Here is a 16989-nt window from a genome sequence, read left to right on the forward strand (position 1 = left end):
GCTTATCACCTTTTAATGAAGGGACAAGCATATCATAATCCCTTGATAAAGGAGAGGTTTTTGATTTTTGGAATTGATAAAAGGCGTTTAGGCTTTGTCAGATTTTATGGGGTGATTCTGCTCATTATTGGTCTTATTTTTTATTTGGGATATGTCACAGCGTCTTGGCAGGGACAGCAGCAGAGCAATAATTTACAGATACTACAGCAAAACGTTAAAACGCTTACTGAAGAGAATCAGCAACTACTTTCACAAATTAACAGCAATAAAATAGCGCTGGATGTTGCAAATTTGGCTAACCAGCAGCATCAAAAAACTCTCATGGAAGCAAAGCAGCAAATTTCACAGTTGAAAGAGCAGTTAGGCTTTTATCAGCGTGTTATGGCACCAGAACTAACGCAGGACGGGTTTGTTGTCGAGCGCCTTGAAGTCAGTCCTACGCCCGTGAACAATACTTTTTCGCTAAGTATGGTGTTGCTTCAGCACGAAAATATAAAAGCGAGTGTGAGCGGAGAGCTTGAAATTTGGGTTCATGGTGCATTAAACGGTAATTCGCAGCAATATGACTTCTCCACTCTGATGTCTGGAGGTGATGAACCATTAAAGTTTGGTTTTAAATATTTTCAGGTCATTTCCCGATCGTTTACTATCCCTGAAAATTTTATCGTTGAACGCTTTGAAATTCGAGCAAGTGTCTATAAATATAAACGCAAGCAGGGTGACTACAATACAAGTATTACCTGGAATGAAGCCCTCAGTACTGAAGAGAGCACCACAGAGTGAATACTTGATTAAACTAGTCAGGTATTAGATAATCCCGCACTCTTATGAAAGATAAGATAATCGATAAAGGGTGCAATGCTGTTTTGTTAAATATGCAAAGTATCTCGGAGAGCAATAGATGTCTGTAGAAACGGCTATGCCGATTGAATTTTCTGATGCGGCGGCGAAGAAAGTCAAAACTTTGATAGCAGAGGAAGAGAACCCAAACCTTAAATTACGCGTTTATGTTACTGGCGGCGGTTGTTCCGGCTTTCAATATGGCTTCACTTTTGATGAAAAAGTAAACGAAGGTGATATGACGATTGAAAAAGAAAGCGTTACGCTAGTGGTTGATCCTATGAGCCTGCAATATCTTGTGGGTGGCATTGTAGACTACACTGAGGGTTTGGAAGGATCGCGCTTTTTGGTAAACAATCCAAATGCGACAACAACTTGTGGGTGTGGTGCGTCCTTCAGTATTTAGTATTCCATACACTGCAAGCTCAACAAGCGGGTTTTACATTTAAGGAACAATTATGAAATTGTACGGATCGAAACCTAGTCCATATGTGCGACGACTACGGCTGTTAATGGCTGAAATTGAGCATGAGTTTGTGGTGGTAGATATTTACGCACCAAAAGATAGAGCAATGCTTAAAAAGCATAATCCTACCTTAAAAATCCCTATGCTGGATGACAATACGCAAATCGTATTGGATTCGCGGGTCATCTTTAATTATTTAGCCGATAAGGGCTTAGTAGAATCCATCAATGTTGAGCAAGAAAACTTGCTTACTGAGGTGGATGCAGCAGGTGATTCTTTTGTGCAGATGTTTTTACTGAAACGTTCAGGAATTGATACCGAGGCTGACGCGCTTTATTTTAAACTACAGCGCGAGCGCATTGAAGCGGTGTTTGAGCATCTTGAGCATATGGTGAATACTCAAGCTTTCAAAGAGTGGCATTTCTTGTGTATGAGTTTGTTTGCACTCATTGACTGGCTTGCGTTCAGAGAGTTGTTTGAGCTGTCTTCCTATCCAAATTTAATGGACTTCCATCAGCGCTGTTTGAGTATTGAGAGCGTGCAACAGACCGATCCAAGAAAAGACTAAGCAAAATCCCTGAAATTTTTTTAATGCCTTTGTACAAGCAATGATATACTTGTCGAAGGCAAAATATTTTTGCGATGGTGTAGACTCAAACTTAATAATCCTATAAGAGTCTTTGAAATAATTAGGTGTTTTTGTTCATTAGTGTCAATTACTTAGCTAATGATTGGAAACACCTATCAACATTGTGCAGTTTTAAGGGAGTCGCTATGGGTGGCATAAGCGTTTGGCAAATATTAATTGTTCTTTTAATTGTGGTACTTCTGTTCGGAACAAAAAAGTTGAGAAATGTTGGAACGGATTTAGGATCGGCGTTTAAAGGCTTTAAAAAAGCCATAAGTGAAGATGACGACAAGAAGTCAGAAGAGAGCGCTTCACAAGATGCTGATTTTCAAGCCGTCGAAGACAAAAAAACATCGCCTACTAATCAGACAACTGCCGAAAAAGACACAAAAAGCACTGAAAAAGCGACGACTAAAGACTAGTACCTATGTTTGATATTGGCTTTTGGGAAATCTTGGTCATTGGTGTTATTGCCTTATTGGTGATTGGCCCGGAGCGTTTACCTTCGTTTATTCGCTCAACTGCGGATACCATAAAAAGTATCAAAAGCGTTGCCAATGGTTTTAAGCAAGAAGTTTCCGAGCAGCTAAAAACCCACGAACTGCATGAAAATCTCAAGAAAGCTGAAAAGCTTGGTATGGATAATATTGGCGGTGATATTAAAAAAAGCGTTGATGAGCTAAAGCGCGCAGCGGAATCCGTTCAGCGTCCTTATAAGTCGGAAAACAAAACGAGAACGGGTGAACAAGCGAAAGACAACGCGCCTGATGCAAGTCCAAAAGTCGCTGATGAAGACGATAAGAAATGAGTGAACCCAGCAGTTTTATTTCGCATTTAATTGAACTACGCACCAGAATACTGAGAGCATTGCTGGCAGTATTTATTGTTTTTTTATGCTTGTTTTATTTTGCGCAAGATATTTATGCCTACATAGCCGAACCTTTGGTTGCCGCCATGCCAGTAGGGGCTAGTATGATAGCTACCGATGTGGCATCACCGTTTTTGGCTCCCTTTAAGCTAACGCTTGTTCTCTCCTTTTTTATCGCGATCCCCGTTGTACTCTATCAGGTGTGGGGTTTTGTTGCTCCAGGGTTATATCGCAACGAGAAAAAGCTTATTGCGCCTTTGCTTATAAGCAGCACGCTATTATTTTATGCGGGAATGGCGTTTGCTTATTATGTTGTTTTTCCGCTTGCATTTATGTTCTTCAACAGTGTTGCACCGGACGGAGTGCTAATCAGTACCGATATATCCAGCTATCTAAATTTTGTATTAAAACTGTTTTTTGCCTTTGGCGTTGCCTTTGAAATACCTGTCGCCATTATTTTGATGTGCTGGACAGGCGTAACCACACCTGCAAGTTTAAGAAAAAAGCGCCCCTATGTGATTGTGGGTGTGTTTGTGGTGGGTATGTTAATGACACCGCCTGACGTTATTTCCCAAACGCTTCTTGCCTTACCCATGTGGTTGCTTTTTGAAATAGGTGTACTAGTTGGCGGTTTGTATACTAAAAAACGCGAGCAGGGAGAGGAAGCAGAGTCTCAAACGGAGGAAAGTCATGAATAAGCGCTTTAATGCAAGCTGTCTGGTGATATCGCTTAAAAGTTTTTTTATCTGCTGCCTTGCAGTCCCTGCTTTTGCAAATGAGCATGAATCTTCAATGACGAGCCGCGTTGAGGCTTGTATTCAGATAGAGGAAGATAAAGCGCGTTTAGCCTGTTACGACAAAGTCTTTAGAGCAACAGTAAATGGACAAAGCATCAACACGAGCATCACAGACGCCCCTTTAAATAACAATGGTCTTAGTGAGAGCATAACAGCGGCCCAAAGCCAGGAAGCGATGATTGAACAATTTGGTGCCGAAGACTTAAAAAAAGATTTTGAAGAAAAAGACACCCTGGAAAGTATTCAAAGTTCAATCGTTGACATATCGAAAAACCTTCGCGATGTTCGTACGTTTTATCTTGCCAACGGACAAGCATGGCGTGAAAAGCAAACCAGTCGCGCACCTTTTAGGGAAGATGACACGATTATCATTGAAAAGGGTGCGCTAACTTCTCATTATTTGAAGCGCTCCGGCTCTAATCGCAGAGTGCTTGTCGAGCGTGTAAAGTAAGTGAGGTGGTTTGATACCGGTGTCAACTTACTTGACCCGCGTTTCGATATTCTTCAAGTTTTAGACGAGAGTAAATTGGCCGGCGTCAGTGATATCCTCGTTATCTCGAGTGATATTGAAGAGTCTTTCGCCGCTCGAGACTTGTGTCGTAAAATCAATACCGAGCAATCAACGCAAGCATCCCCTATTTTCCTCCATCAAACGGCGGGTGTTCATCCTCACTATGCAGAACAAGCCGATCCAGTCACTTGGGCTAAACTTGAGCAGATTTTAGCCGATAATACGATAAGTGCTGTAGGCGAATGCGGGCTTGATTTTAATCGCAATTATTCCAGTCCACAGGCGCAACTCAAGGCTTTTGACGTGCAGTTGCAGTTAGCAAAAAGTCTTAACAAAGGCGTCTACTTGCATGAGCGGGAAGCGTTTGAAAAGCAACATGGTATGTTAAAGCATGTCAGTAGTAGCTTGCCGTTTAAGGTAGCTCATTGTTTTACAGGTACAGTTGAACAATTAAAAGCCTATTTGGCGCTTGATTGTTATATCGGTATAACTGGCTGGGTTTGCGACGACAAACGAGGTCAGACCCTTCAAGACGCTGTAAAAGTGCTCCCGCTAGAACGAATACTGCTTGAAACAGATGCCCCTTATCTTTTTCCGAAGACGCTCAGGCCACGGCAAAGAGATAATGCGCCAAAATATTTATCAGCTATTGCGCAAAAAGTAGCTGAACTTAAAGGCATTAGCGTGGGTGAAGTTGCGCTAGCTGCTTATGAGAATGCGTGTTCTCTATTTAAATAAAGAGGAAGTCAATGCAAGGCAATCAGGTCATACCGACTGACAGAAGCTACTGGATCGTTGCTTTAGTCTCGTTGTTTGTGTTTGCATTGCTTGCGCTTACGGTTTCTTTGACCTCGACAATAGAAGAAAAAAGCATTTCCCTTGAATCAAGTTTTGTCGTCAGTGAAGAGCTTGAGCCTCTGTCAATCATAAATATCCATGAAAGCCGCTTCAGTCCTTTGGTGAAAGACAATTTGGGTCTATCGGATGCCCCTCACTGGGTGCGTATTTCCCCTGGGCAGGTCGCTGAAAAAGAACAGTATATTTTTGAACTTAACTATGGCTTGTTGGATCAGCTTGATATTTGGGTGTATGCGCTTGATGAAAATGGACGAATCATAGAAGAGATTGCGACATATACCGCCGGCGATAAAAAAGCTTTCGTTTATAGACCGATACAGCATGAGCAGTTTCTGTTCCCGATCATTACCACTACCAATCAACTCCTGATCCTCTTGCGCGTAGAAAGCGAGGGGCCTATTAAGGTGCCCGCCAGACTTTGGGAAAAAGGTGATTTTATTGAGTACAGTGGTTCGCATAAGCTCTTTATGGGCTTGTTTTTTGGATACATGATTGCAATGGCGTTAAGCAATCTGTTTATCTACGCTACTACTCGCAACTTAACCTTTGCTGTCTACACTGGTTATGTCACTAGTTTGGCAATGGTAACTGCCACCTTACACGGCATAGGTTTTCGCTATTTGTGGTCGAATAACATTTGGTTTCAGGAGCGTGCCATTACGCTTTTCGCATGTTTCACTTTAATCCTGATCATCATTTTTTCAGCACAAGTGCTGGACCTAAAAAATACAAGCAAACGCGCCAATAAAATACTCAATGCAGTGAAGTATATCTTTATTATTCTTGCCATTTTGAGCTTTTTCTTACCCTATTCCATACTGCTCAAAAGTATTCTTATCATGATTGCGGTGACTACGCCTGTGATTTTGATAGCAAGTCTCAATTTAGCCTTCAAAGGCAATTTAATTGCTCGCTATTTTTCAGGTGCCTGGGCAGCACTTTTGATTTCAGGCATTGCTCTGACGCTCGAAAACCTTGGATTATACGAATTACCTATTGATGCCAGTTATTTACTGATGGTAGGCGCAATTGCAGAAACGCTTTTGCTTGCCCTGGCCTTGGCGATTAGTTTTTCAAGTCAGTACAAGCAAGCAGAAACTGCCCGAGCCTTAGCAGTAGAAAATGAACGAAAAGCGATGGCTGCAAAAGATGAACTGTTACAGCTACAAATGCAAACAAAAGAGGCATTGGAATATAGTGTTGAGGAGCGAACCCTAGAACTGGAAATTGCGCTTCGTGAGCTTTCAGAAGCGAACAGAGAACTAGAGCGACTCAGCGCCATTGACCCGCTCACTGGGTTAATGAACAGACGCTACTTTGACAAGCGACTATTAGCAGAATCCAGGCGCTCGAGACGAGAAAAGCGACCCCTTGCATTAGCCATGCTTGATATTGATCACTTTAAAAAAATTAACGATAACTTTGGTCACATTGCAGGCGATGCTTGCCTCAAACATTTCGCAAGTATTTTGCAAAACCATATCAAACGTCCCTCAGACGTTATTTGCCGTTATGGAGGTGAAGAGTTTGTCGCAATCCTGCCTGCAACGGATTTAGAAGGGGCGCAGACATTAATGGAGAAGGTCCGCAAAGCTCTCGAGCAATCTCCGGCAGAGTTTGAAAATCAGTCTATAAAAATGACGGTAAGCATTGGTCTTAGCGCAAAAGAAATCGCTGGAGATAAAGAGCAGGAAGCCTTGCTAGATAAGGCCGATAGACTTCTATATGAAGCGAAAGAGTCAGGCCGTAATAAAGTTATTGCGCAGGCCTTATAGCGATGGCATTTATAACTGATTTCGAAGCTGATAGTCCTGCGCATGAGCAGCAAAATCAAGGTGTAAATCTTTCCTTTTTCGGCCAAAGCTTGAATTACTTTTTTGTTTTAGCATCGTTTTTGTTACTGGTCTATGTCACTCTCAGTCTTAGTGAAGAAAAACACATCGGCCAAACCTTAACACAAGTTGAACTTTTTATAGATGAATCTGGCGAATACGATATTCACGATGTACTGAGTTTAGAGGCAACGCACTGGCAAGCGGTTAACGAATTTAACTTTGGTGCAACAACGAAAGTACATTGGCTGCGCTTGCCCTTAAAACGCGGATCCAACCTAGAGCAGCAACTTTTGCTTTTTGAAGATGTGTTAATCGATAGCCTGGAGATATACTTTGTCGACAAACAAAATGGTGTATTTGAGCATTACATCTTAGGTGACAAGCAGCTATTTGAAAAGCGCCCGATTGCTGCCTCAAACTTTATGCTTGAACTCCCTCAGCACAATCAAGACGCCGACATCTATATCCGGGCACAAACCTCTGTGTTATTAAACCTGAATGCGCAAATCTGGAATTCTGCTGAGTATTTAAAATATTCAAGTGATGAAAACATTTTTTACGGATTGGTGTTTGGTTACATACTCGCACTTTTTTGTTACGCGCTTTTGATGTTTGCAACATCGAATAACAAAGAATATGCCTTTTATGCTGGTTACTTATTAGCGTTTGCGCTTCATATAGCGGCCGCTACTGGCTTTGCTTATCATTATCTCTGGCCAGACATACCTTACTTGCAACAAACGGCTAGCACCCTTTCAATCAATATTATGATGCTGTTTCTATTGCTCTTTACTCAGGAGGTTCTGGGTTTCAAAAAGCGTTCCGATGTAGGTTCACGTTTGATTCGATGGCAAATAAAATATTATGTTGCATTAATTTTTCTGGGTATTTTTTACTATCAGGCCTGGTTAAGTAGTCTTAGCATAATAAGTTTGGCATGTTTTACTGGCCTGACGTTTTTTATTTGCCTGAACTGCGCAAGTCAACATAGACAACGAAGCGTTTTCTTCTCTGTCGTCTGGCTGATTGTGTTTGGCTCTGCATTAATTTCTATTTTGGAAAGGTTTAATTTTATTAGCCTGGATATAGCACCGACTTATTTGATTATTGCAGGCTTTAATCTGGAGACGCTTTTAATTGGTTTGGCGCTGATTAATATGTATCGTATTAATCAACGGCTGACAAGACGAGATAGGGAGCTTGCCTTAGTTAAAGAGCGGGAGATGCTAAAGGCGAAAGATAGCTTGATTGAAACACAGCGTCATGCGCAAGATAAGCTGGAACGAGAGGTTCAGGAGCAAACTGCACAATTGGAGTCTGCATTGCAGCATTTGTCGAAAGCAAGCCAAGAACTCAAGCACATGCGCAATGTGGATGGATTAACCGGTTTGCCTAATCGATACCTTTTTAGTGAGCACATTGCATGTGCAAGTGAATATTCCGTCGACAATCAACGTCCATTAGCGATCGCAGTTTTAGATCTCGACCATTTTAAAGTAATAAATGACAAACATGGTCATCAGGCAGGCGATGCCGTGCTTAAGACATTTGCGAATATGCTGCATCATTTCTGTGAAAAACATGCTTTATTTGCTTGTCGTTTTGGAGGCGAGGAATTTATTGTTGTTGGGCAGAATTTGTCTTTAGAGTCTATGACCAAACTAATGGAAGATGTTAGACTTAAGCTTAGTGAAACTGAGATTGTTCATAACGAACAGGTGATTACGTGCACCGTGAGTATTGGTATCACCTGCAGCATTTTGGCGCGTCCAAAAGACTACAAAGACATGCTCGCAAAAGCGGACACGCTGTTGTATGCCGCTAAACAAAACGGACGCAATCAAGTCGTTTCTGCAAACTAAACTGCTGCTTTTTTAAAAAAATTAGTCAGAATTTACAAAATTCATGAAAAAACCAGGAAGGATCGCTATGTTTCCTCACACCCGTTTACGTCGTCTTCGTCGCACAGCTACGCTGCGCTCCTTAGTAAGTGAGCATTCGCTAGGTACAAGTGATCTTATTTATCCCGTTTTTGTGTTGCCAGGTAAAAGTGAGCGTGAGGCGATACACTCCATGCCACTCATTGAGCGTTTAAGTATTGACTTACTGATTAAAGAAGTGAGTGAGTGTGTCGCTCTTGGCGTAAAAACCTTCGCATTGTTCCCGGTAACGCCGCAAGACAAAAAGAATTTAAGCGCATCTGAGGCCTTCAATCCTAATGGGATTGCACAGCAGGCGATTAAGGCACTCAAGGACAAATTTGGCGACGAAATTGCGGTGATAAGCGATGTTGCACTTGACCCTTTTACCATTCACGGGCAAGACGGCATTATTGATGAAGCAGGCTATGTATTAAATGACCAAACCACAGAAGTGTTAATCAGGCAAGCCTTGTCACATGCCGAGGCAGGAGCTGACATCGTTGCACCATCAGATATGATGGACGGCAGGATTGGAGCGATTCGAATGGCGCTTGAGACCGAAGGCTGGGAAAACACCTGCATCATGGCCTATGCCGCAAAATATGCCTCTAACTATTATGGTCCATTTAGAGACGCAGTCGGCTCGGCCGCTAACATCAAAGGCGGCGATAAAAAAACTTACCAAATGGATCCGGCGAATTCTGACGAAGCACTACATGAAATTGAGCTTGATTTAGAAGAAGGGGCCGATATGGTAATGGTGAAACCCGGCATGCCTTATTTAGACATTGTGCAGCGCTGTAAGTCAGAACTTAAAGTGCCCACTTTTGCCTATCAGGTGAGTGGCGAATATGCCATGCATCAGGCTGCCTTTGAAAAAGGCTACTTAAAAAGAGAAGCGGTCATTCTCGAATCATTGCTGTGCTTCAAAAGAGCAGGTGCAGATGGTATTTTGAGCTACTTTGCCAAGCAGGCGGCTGAGATATTAAATAACTGAATTTCATAATAAAAAACTTTGAATGATTGGTTTGCAATGACTGGTTGACATGGCGACGAGGGGGGGGGGTAACATAAAACTTCGTTGAAGTAAAAAAAGGAATTTAGATATGCTTAAATTTATTAAACGATTAACTGCTACTGGTTTCATATTTGCCTCTGCATTGTCTAATGCACAGATGATTGACGCTTATGTTTGTCATGATTGTGGTCAGGCAGAAGCGAAAGCCCGAGCTGCAACAAAATTTATTCAGCCAGAATGCGAATTTACAGACTTAGGAGGAGGTCCGGCAATCATTGGTGAAACGCCTATGTTTTGTAACCCAACCTCCAAAACAGTGGTTATATTAAATCCTCAGCAAAAACTCGCATGGAAATACGTTGTCAGAGCGAGTTATCCGCAGCAATATATGATTCAGGTTGATGCACAAGCACGCACAATGTCTACTCAGGAGCGTGAAACAGCGAGTGCGTTTTTTACCTTTTTTGATGATGTAGTTGCTGCAACAAATAATGGCTTGTTACAACTTACAGCACCGCAAAACTTTTTAGGAAGTTCGAGCCACAATACGTTTACAGAACATTCTAATGCATTTATGAATAACTCATCTTCAGGCTCGGCATCGTGTAGTATTGTTCAGGAGTTTATGGGCAATCCACAAGATCAAAGAGCAGTGCTTGATTTTGTAGCTCGTGAAGTTGTCTCCCAACTGCAGGGAACCAATCCCTACGACGCTCATGAAGATGTAGACATTTCAGGTTTGGGTGTGCAGTTAGGTCAGAACTCGGTGGGCTTTAGTATCCAATGGGATACAAAAGAAAAACCTGTTGCTGCAATCGTTGGCGATAATCGAAATCGTTTGGTTTTTGATTTAGAATTTAAGGGAAATATTTTTGGGCCGGGGTCCGGATCTATTATAGTAAACCCGATAATCGACAGGCACTTTTCAAGAATCGATGGATTGGATTTTCATAACGCTTTTCCAAACGGCGTAATCGACCAATCAAATAATACCACAACCGATGAATTTTCATGTTATCGAGATTTAATGACGGAATTGGCAGAGGAACCAGCGTGGGGAAGCTTTGTAGGTGCTGGACTGGAGTCATCTAATGAGCTTACAATGCGACGAGACTCTCCAACTGGGCCGCAGTTTTGCGTACGTTCTGTCAGCGTACAAACCTGCGCCACTGACCATAACGGGAGAAGTTGTTCAAGAACGGTTTACCATTTCCCAGAAAGGTGTCTTTAAGTTTATTTCACGGAACTAGGTGAGAATTTTCTCGCCTAGTTCAGTTTTACCTGAATATTGTCAATCAGTCGCGTTTTGCCCAAAAACGCAGCGGCAAGGATAACAAGGTGCTTATCCTCATGGCCGACTTGAAGCAAGCTTTCAGCGGCTCTAACTTCAATATAGTCTGGTTTCAAGCCAGCCTCGACTAATTGCTGTCTTGCACCCACTATCAGTACTGAAAAATCGCGGCGCCCTTTTTCTATTGCGCTTGCCATATCGCTTATTACCTCATACAGGCGAGGCGCGATTTTTCTTTGTTCCTGGCTTAAATAGTTGTTTCTGGAGCTCATTGCCAAACCGTCCGACTCGCGCATCGTGGCAACGCCATGAATGCTCAAGTTCATCGATAAGTCTGTCACCATGGCTTTGATAACTTGTAATTGCTGAAAGTCTTTCTCGCCAAAAAACGCCATATTTGGCTGCACCATATTAAACAACTTGCACACAATTGTTGCCACGCCGCGAAAATGGCCGGGACGACTTGCACCACAAATCATATAGGACAAGCCAGGTACTTCAACAAAGGTTTGCTGCTCTAGACCTCGCGGATAGATATCGCTAACGCTAGGCATGAAAAGTATATCCACGCCTAAACGTTCAAGCGAGGATTTATCTTGCTCAATCGTCCGGGGATACGCGTCGAGATCTTCGTCGGGACCAAACTGCAAGGGATTAACAAAAATAGACACAACCACTTTGCTTGCGTGCTTTTTAGCTTCAGCAACAAGCGCTAAATGACCTTGATGCAGATTGCCCATTGTGGGTACAAACGCAATTGCTTCTTTAGCGCTTTGCCAGGTTCGTCTTAACTCGCGAAGTTGTGTAATATCGGTGATTATTTGCATAAGCTTTCATGAAACGCTCTTATTTAAGCGTGGAGACAGAATCGTTAAAACAAGCTTACATTATTCAAACCAATGCTCGCTTGCCGGAAATGCCGCAGATTTTACATCGTCTATATAGTGTTGAACAGCTTTTCGGATGTCGCCCGTTTCAATCAAAAAGTTTTTACTGAATTTAGGCATGTAATTGGCGCTTATGCCTAACATATCGTGCATAACCAGAATTTGCCCGTCGGTATCGCAACCTGCACCGATGCCAATGACAGGAATTGTAAGTGCCTCACTTACTTTTTTTGCAAGCGATGCAGGCACGCATTCTAAAACAAGAAGCTGAATACCCGCCTGCTCTAATTGTATTGCTGATTGCAGTAGCGCATCGGCTTTGTCTTTTTCACGGCCCTGAACTTTGAAACCACCAAAAACATTTACTGACTGCGGAGTTAAGCCCAAATGCCCACACACCGGAACAGAGCGCTCCACTAAGCCATGAATCGTTTCTAAAAGCCATTCTCCACCTTCCAGTTTGACCATGCTAGCGCCAGAGCGCATCAGTTTTGCCGCTTGCTCGTATGCAAGTGCCGGAGTACTATAGGTCATAAATGGCATATCAGCCACTACAAAAGCACGTTGAGCGCCGTTTCTCACGCATTGAGTATGGTACGCCACATCATCAATGCTGACACCAAGCGTGCTATCTTCGCCCTTCAATACCATGCCAAGTGAATCACCAATCAATAGAACATCTATTTGCATTTCATCAAAAAGCTTGGCGAAACTGGCATCGTATGCGGTAAGTGCGGCGATCTTTTCGCCATCTTTTTTCATGTTTAACAAGCTGGAAACGGTAACTTTTTTCATCTAAACAATCTCAATTTTTTCAGATAGTCGCTTAAGACCGTCCAAGCCGCATTTATGGATCCATGCGGCCAGCGGTAAACCATCTTGCATAATTAAATCAGGTGCAATTTCAAACAAGGGAACTAACACAAACTCGCGTTCTCGCATACCGTAATGCGGTAAGGTTAGACGTTCAGTATTTAAACGCAAATCGTTAAACATCAGCATGTCTAAATCAAGCGTTCGAGGGCCCCATTTATGGCCTTTGCGTTCACGACCATGTGATTGCTCAATCGCTTGAAGCACATCTAGCAGTTCTTCGGGCCTTAATGAGGTTGTAACCTGACATACCGCGTTTACGTAGTCAGGCTGATCTTTTGGTCCCATGGGAGCACTTTGATATAAATGAGACCAACGCTGCAACGATACTTTTTCATGCTGGTGAAGATCACGTAGGGCACCTTTTAGCTGCTCTGCCGGTTGCGCTAAATTACTACCTAAGCCAATAAAAGCCGTATCAGACATCATTGCTCGGCTGTCCTGTCTCTGTTTTAGGTTTAGTGCGCTTTTTACCCCCTCTGGGGCGTTTTCCGGATTTAGGATTGAGCGCTTTTAACATGTTGGCTCGCTTGTCGTCTTTTGCTTCCTGAAAGTCTGTCCACCACTGCGCGAGCTCAAGCGTTTGACCCCCTTCAACTTCAGCACGAAGGAGCAAAAAGTCATAAGCTGCACGAAACCGCGGATGACTTAGCAACTGAAATACTCGCTTGCCAAAGCGTTTTTGTAGACGGCGCTGCAAAGACCAAATTTCGCGAACAACAATGGTGAAACGTTTGGGAACCATTATGCGCTGGACTTGACGCTGTATGATTTCCGCACTGGCAATATTCATTGCATCATGCGGATTTAACTGAGTATCGAAAATTAACTGCTGTGCACGTTCTTCCATGGGATACCACAAAATCGTAGCGTACAAGAACGCAGGCGTAATGCGCATATCGTTTGCAATACGTTCATCCGTATTTTTCAGCATCTTTTGTATAAGCAGTTGCTCTTTGCCTTTTGGGTCATTAAGCATGCCATCTAAAATAGGGAACAAGACTTTAAACAAGCCAAGCTCTTGCAGAGAAAGTAGCGTTTTAAAGCCGCGGCCTGATAGTAAGAGCTTACTGACTTCTTCAAACAATCGTGCAGGCGGAATATTCGCAAGTAGATGCGCATGAGCCGCAATAATACCTTTCATTTCATCATCAATTCGCATATTGAGCTTAATGCTAAAGCGCGCTGCACGCAGCATGCGAACCGGATCTTCTTTGATCCGCGTTGCGATATCGCCAATCATTTCAATTTGCTGATGCTTGATGGCATGCATACCGTTTGCAAAATCGAGGATGTTTTCATTTGTGGCATCAAAATACATGGCGTTAAAGCTAAAATCTCTGCGAGCCGCATCTTCTTCAATTGTGCCAAAAATATTGTCTCTAATCAGTTGCCCGTCGCGGTTTTGCTTTGCATGCGTATCTTTTGCATCTTCAACATGATGGCCACGAAACGTTGCGACCTCAATTATTTCTCGGCCAAAAGTAATATGAGCAAGTCTGAATCTGCGGCCAATCAATCGACAGTTACGAAAGCATGCTTTGATTTGCTCAGGAGTTGCATTCGTCACAACGTCAAAGTCTTTAGGGCTGAGCCCAAGCAGACGATCGCGAACGCATCCTCCGACCGCATAGGCCTGATAATTATGTGCAACCAAGGTTTTGAGCACGCGTTGCGTGTTTGGGCTTAAATCGCTCAGGCGCATGTGATGGTCATCACGCTTTATTACTGTGGCTTCTAGGCGTAGCGGCTTTTCTTGCGAGGTTTGAGTCATGAAAATGCGTGCGTTCCTGTAAGTAATTGCTTGACTTAAATTTTACGAAAATTGTTATTTCTTATTTTCTCTGGATAAGCAGTATACGTCATTTATACGCGAAACCAGAATTTCTCTTTTTGCTGAAATATTATCAAATGAAAAATGGGAAATTGCCCAGGACAAAAGTGTTTCTGCATCATCTATTTGGTCGATGTCACGATGTTCGCACGCTAAAAAGTGCAAAGCACTCTTCAAATTGCTTAAAGCCAGTTCGTTTTTAATGGCAGGCGCGTGATGTTGCTTGGATAGTTTCTGACCGGCTTCACTGGCTGCAACGGGAATATGAAAAAACTGCGGCACAGGGTAACGAAATGCTTCAAATAAGCTGAGGTGAAGAGGACTCAAATCGAGTAAATCAGAGCCTCTCACGATAAAATTAACCCCTTGGGCGATATCATCTGCAATAACCGCTAAATGATAGGCATAAATACCGTCTGCACGTTTAAGTACTGGGTCTTCAAAGGCAAACTTGTCCTCTACCGTAACCCTACCGTAGTGTAAATCATCAAACATTTGTCGATGAGCGTTGTTTTTCCAGCGAATAGCTTTGTTCTCAAAGCCAAGTCCTTTTTCACGACAATGCTGGTCGTAGTATTGCGCAGCAGGGGGCGTGCGCTCACGAATTTGCCTGCGACTGCACTCGCAAGCATATAGTTGTTTTTTATAATGCAAATCAGCGAGTACATCTTCATAAATTGCATGACGCTGGCTTTGATACAGCACTTCATCATCCCACTGCATTCCATGAGCACGCAATGAATCAAGAATCATCTGGCTATATTTTGTATCTATGCGAGGTGTATCAATATCTTCGATGCGTACTAGCCACTTACCTTGATGTTGTTTGGCATGCAGATAACTTGCAAGGGCGCAAATAAGCGAGCCAAAATGAAGTGGGCCAGAGGGGGAGGGCGCAAAGCGCCCTACATAATTAGACTGCAATTGTGATCTTGGGTGCATTACCCTTGGAGCTGTTTCTCTTTAATTTCTGCCATGGTTTTGCAATCGATGCAAAGGTCAGCGGTAGGTCGCGCTTCAAGTCGCTTGATCCCAATTTCAATTCCGCATGAGTCGCAAAAACCAAAATCATCTTCTTCAATGCGCTTGAGGGTTTTCTCGATTTTCTTGATCAGTTTTCGCTCGCGGTCGCGCGTGCGAAGTTCAAGCGAAAATTCTTCTTCCTGTGCCGCTCTGTCAACCGGATCCGGAAAGTTTGCCGCTTCATCCTGCATGTGATGTACAGTGCGATCTACTTCCTTTCTCAGCTGGTCTCGCCAAGCAAACAAAATCTTTTTAAAATGACCGAGCTGGTCATCATTCATATATTCTTCGCCCGCCTTCTCTTCATAAGGCGACAGCTCTGCAAGGGCTAAAAGCCCAATTGATTTTGATTTTTCTGTTGGCATTTGCCATTCTCCTAAGCAAAAAACATGTATACCGCAGATGCCATCCATTTTGGCAATGAAGCCTTGTTTAAGGCCTCACAAGTCATTACATGTATCGTCCACCGACGCGGGCACCTTAGTATTTGTTTACTATTTATACAAGCGTGTTGTTTTCGCTTGAAGGTTACCCGAAAAAAATTAAGGACGGTAATATGGTCATTTTTTTAGAAATTGCAATCTTTTTTTACTAAGAAATTTCGACCTTGTGGCTTAATTCAATGCCCCGTTCTGTCATCTGACAACCATACGCCAGCATTTCGACGCCATTTTCTTTTGCGTATTCAAACGCTTCCTGATACTTGGGATCAATAAAATGGGCAATGCCAAATGACCTGATGTTCTCCAATTGAATACAAAATAATAAATAGGCTAGCTCGCCATTTTTTGCTATTTCAGCCAATTCGCGGCAATGCTTTTGTCCACGTGTGCTCACTGCGTCAGGAAAATAGGCATTGTCTGATTTTCGTAAAGTCACTGATTTAACTTCACAGAACGCGTCAATCGCGCCATCTTCTGTGAGTTTAAAGTCTATTCTGCTGGCGCCGCGTTTAACTTCTGCCTGTAGCCGGGAATAATGAGCTAGTTCTGGTATGCGCCTGTTTAGCAAGGCATCTCTTACAACGCGATTTGCATTAGCCGTGTTCACACCAATTTTATTGCCACTGCCGTCCGATGAATACTCCCAGGTGTAGGCGTATTTGCGCTTGGTGTTAGTGCTTTTACTTAGCCATACGTCAGCGCCCGGGGCATCACAACCGGTCATTGCGCCTGTATTTGGGCAATGGGCGGTTATTATGTTGCCGCTTGATAGTTCTACGTCGGCCAGAAAGCGTTTGTATCGTTTAACTAATTTGCCTTGAATTAATGCGGATGTGAACTTGTACATTTGTTATTATCTTGGCCTAAAATGTTTAGCTTCAAACATTATTCAATA

The 16989-nt window shown here is 42.9% G+C and carries 18 protein-coding genes and 1 pseudogene; 12 read left to right on the plus strand and 7 right to left on the minus strand.

Translation table 11 applies throughout. The annotated features are described in order from the left end of the window. Positions 1-60 precede the first annotated feature (60 nt). From D6V41_RS10480 to D6V41_RS10535, 12 genes and pseudogenes are all read left to right on the plus strand, one after another. A complete protein-coding gene (locus tag D6V41_RS10480) occupies positions 61-783 on the plus strand; it encodes a DUF6776 family protein (protein ID WP_136251453.1) in 723 nt (240 codons plus the stop codon). Positions 784-901: 118 nt separating this feature from the next. Beyond that, complete coding sequence (erpA, locus tag D6V41_RS10485) at positions 902-1246, plus strand: iron-sulfur cluster insertion protein ErpA (protein WP_136251454.1); 345 nt, start codon at positions 902-904, stop codon at positions 1244-1246. 52 nt (positions 1247-1298) lie between these two features. Further along, complete coding sequence (locus D6V41_RS10490; protein WP_136251455.1) at positions 1299-1874, plus strand: glutathione S-transferase family protein; 576 nt, start codon at positions 1299-1301, stop codon at positions 1872-1874. A 206-nt stretch (positions 1875-2080) separates the two neighbouring features. Continuing rightward, entirely contained in the window at positions 2081-2356 is a 276-nt protein-coding gene (gene tatA / locus D6V41_RS10495; RefSeq protein ID WP_136251456.1) for a Sec-independent protein translocase subunit TatA, read from the plus strand. 5 nt (positions 2357-2361) lie between these two features. Then, a pseudogene (tatB, locus tag D6V41_RS10500) lies at positions 2362-2658 on the plus strand (Sec-independent protein translocase protein TatB); the annotation flags it as partial. An 80-nt stretch (positions 2659-2738) separates the two neighbouring features. Then, positions 2739-3500 carry a twin-arginine translocase subunit TatC gene (tatC, locus tag D6V41_RS10505; RefSeq protein ID WP_136251458.1) on the plus strand — a complete coding sequence of 254 codons (762 nt, stop codon included), beginning with the start codon at positions 2739-2741 and terminating at the stop codon, positions 3498-3500. After that, positions 3493-4050 (plus strand): hypothetical protein, encoded by a 558-nt coding sequence (locus tag D6V41_RS10510; RefSeq protein WP_136251459.1) that lies wholly within the window; start codon positions 3493-3495, stop codon positions 4048-4050. The genes tatC and D6V41_RS10510 overlap by 8 nt, the downstream gene beginning before the upstream one ends. Continuing rightward, positions 4051-4848 carry a TatD family hydrolase gene (locus D6V41_RS10515; protein WP_136251460.1) on the plus strand — a complete coding sequence of 266 codons (798 nt, stop codon included), beginning with the start codon at positions 4051-4053 and terminating at the stop codon, positions 4846-4848. Between the two features lie 11 nt (positions 4849-4859). Then, the gene (locus D6V41_RS10520; RefSeq protein WP_136251461.1) at positions 4860-6743 is read left to right on the plus strand and encodes a sensor domain-containing diguanylate cyclase; all 1884 of its coding nucleotides are present in this window, start codon (positions 4860-4862) and stop codon (positions 6741-6743) included. Between the two features lie 2 nt (positions 6744-6745). Then, a complete protein-coding gene (locus D6V41_RS10525; RefSeq protein ID WP_136251462.1) occupies positions 6746-8665 on the plus strand; it encodes a sensor domain-containing diguanylate cyclase in 1920 nt (639 codons plus the stop codon). A 67-nt stretch (positions 8666-8732) separates the two neighbouring features. After that, positions 8733-9722, plus strand: coding sequence for a porphobilinogen synthase (hemB, locus tag D6V41_RS10530; RefSeq protein ID WP_241664515.1), 990 nt, complete (start codon positions 8733-8735; stop codon positions 9720-9722). 109 nt (positions 9723-9831) lie between these two features. Then, positions 9832-10974 carry a hypothetical protein gene (locus tag D6V41_RS10535; RefSeq protein WP_136251464.1) on the plus strand — a complete coding sequence of 381 codons (1143 nt, stop codon included), beginning with the start codon at positions 9832-9834 and terminating at the stop codon, positions 10972-10974. Between the two features lie 35 nt (positions 10975-11009). Here D6V41_RS10535 and panC read toward each other — a convergent pair whose 3' ends face one another. The 7 genes from panC to sfsA all read right to left on the minus strand — a co-directional run bounded on the left by panC (position 11010) and on the right by sfsA (position 16941). Then, the gene (panC, locus tag D6V41_RS10540; protein ID WP_136251465.1) at positions 11010-11861 is read right to left on the minus strand and encodes a pantoate--beta-alanine ligase; all 852 of its coding nucleotides are present in this window, start codon (positions 11859-11861) and stop codon (positions 11010-11012) included. A gap of 60 nt (positions 11862-11921) precedes the next feature. Beyond that, positions 11922-12716 carry a 3-methyl-2-oxobutanoate hydroxymethyltransferase gene (gene panB, locus D6V41_RS10545; protein ID WP_136251466.1) on the minus strand — a complete coding sequence of 265 codons (795 nt, stop codon included), beginning with the start codon at positions 12714-12716 and terminating at the stop codon, positions 11922-11924. Further along, on the minus strand, positions 12717-13223 hold the full coding sequence (folK, locus tag D6V41_RS10550) for a 2-amino-4-hydroxy-6-hydroxymethyldihydropteridine diphosphokinase (protein ID WP_136251467.1): 507 nt from the start codon (positions 13221-13223) through the stop codon (positions 12717-12719). It lies immediately after the preceding gene. Next, the gene (gene pcnB / locus D6V41_RS10555) at positions 13213-14568 is read right to left on the minus strand and encodes a polynucleotide adenylyltransferase PcnB (protein ID WP_136251468.1); all 1356 of its coding nucleotides are present in this window, start codon (positions 14566-14568) and stop codon (positions 13213-13215) included. The genes folK and pcnB overlap by 11 nt, the downstream gene beginning before the upstream one ends. Before the next feature lie 54 nt (positions 14569-14622). Next, positions 14623-15552 (minus strand): tRNA glutamyl-Q(34) synthetase GluQRS, encoded by a 930-nt coding sequence (gluQRS, locus tag D6V41_RS10560; protein ID WP_168711013.1) that lies wholly within the window; start codon positions 15550-15552, stop codon positions 14623-14625. 17 nt (positions 15553-15569) lie between these two features. Continuing rightward, positions 15570-16016, minus strand: coding sequence for an RNA polymerase-binding protein DksA (gene dksA, locus D6V41_RS10565; protein WP_136251470.1), 447 nt, complete (start codon positions 16014-16016; stop codon positions 15570-15572). Between the two features lie 226 nt (positions 16017-16242). After that, positions 16243-16941 carry a DNA/RNA nuclease SfsA gene (gene sfsA / locus D6V41_RS10570; RefSeq protein ID WP_136251471.1) on the minus strand — a complete coding sequence of 233 codons (699 nt, stop codon included), beginning with the start codon at positions 16939-16941 and terminating at the stop codon, positions 16243-16245. Positions 16942-16989 lie beyond the last annotated feature (48 nt).

The sequence above is a fragment of the Ningiella ruwaisensis genome, assembly GCF_004798935.1.
Taxonomy (GTDB): Bacteria; Pseudomonadota; Gammaproteobacteria; order Enterobacterales; family Alteromonadaceae; genus Glaciecola; species Glaciecola ruwaisensis.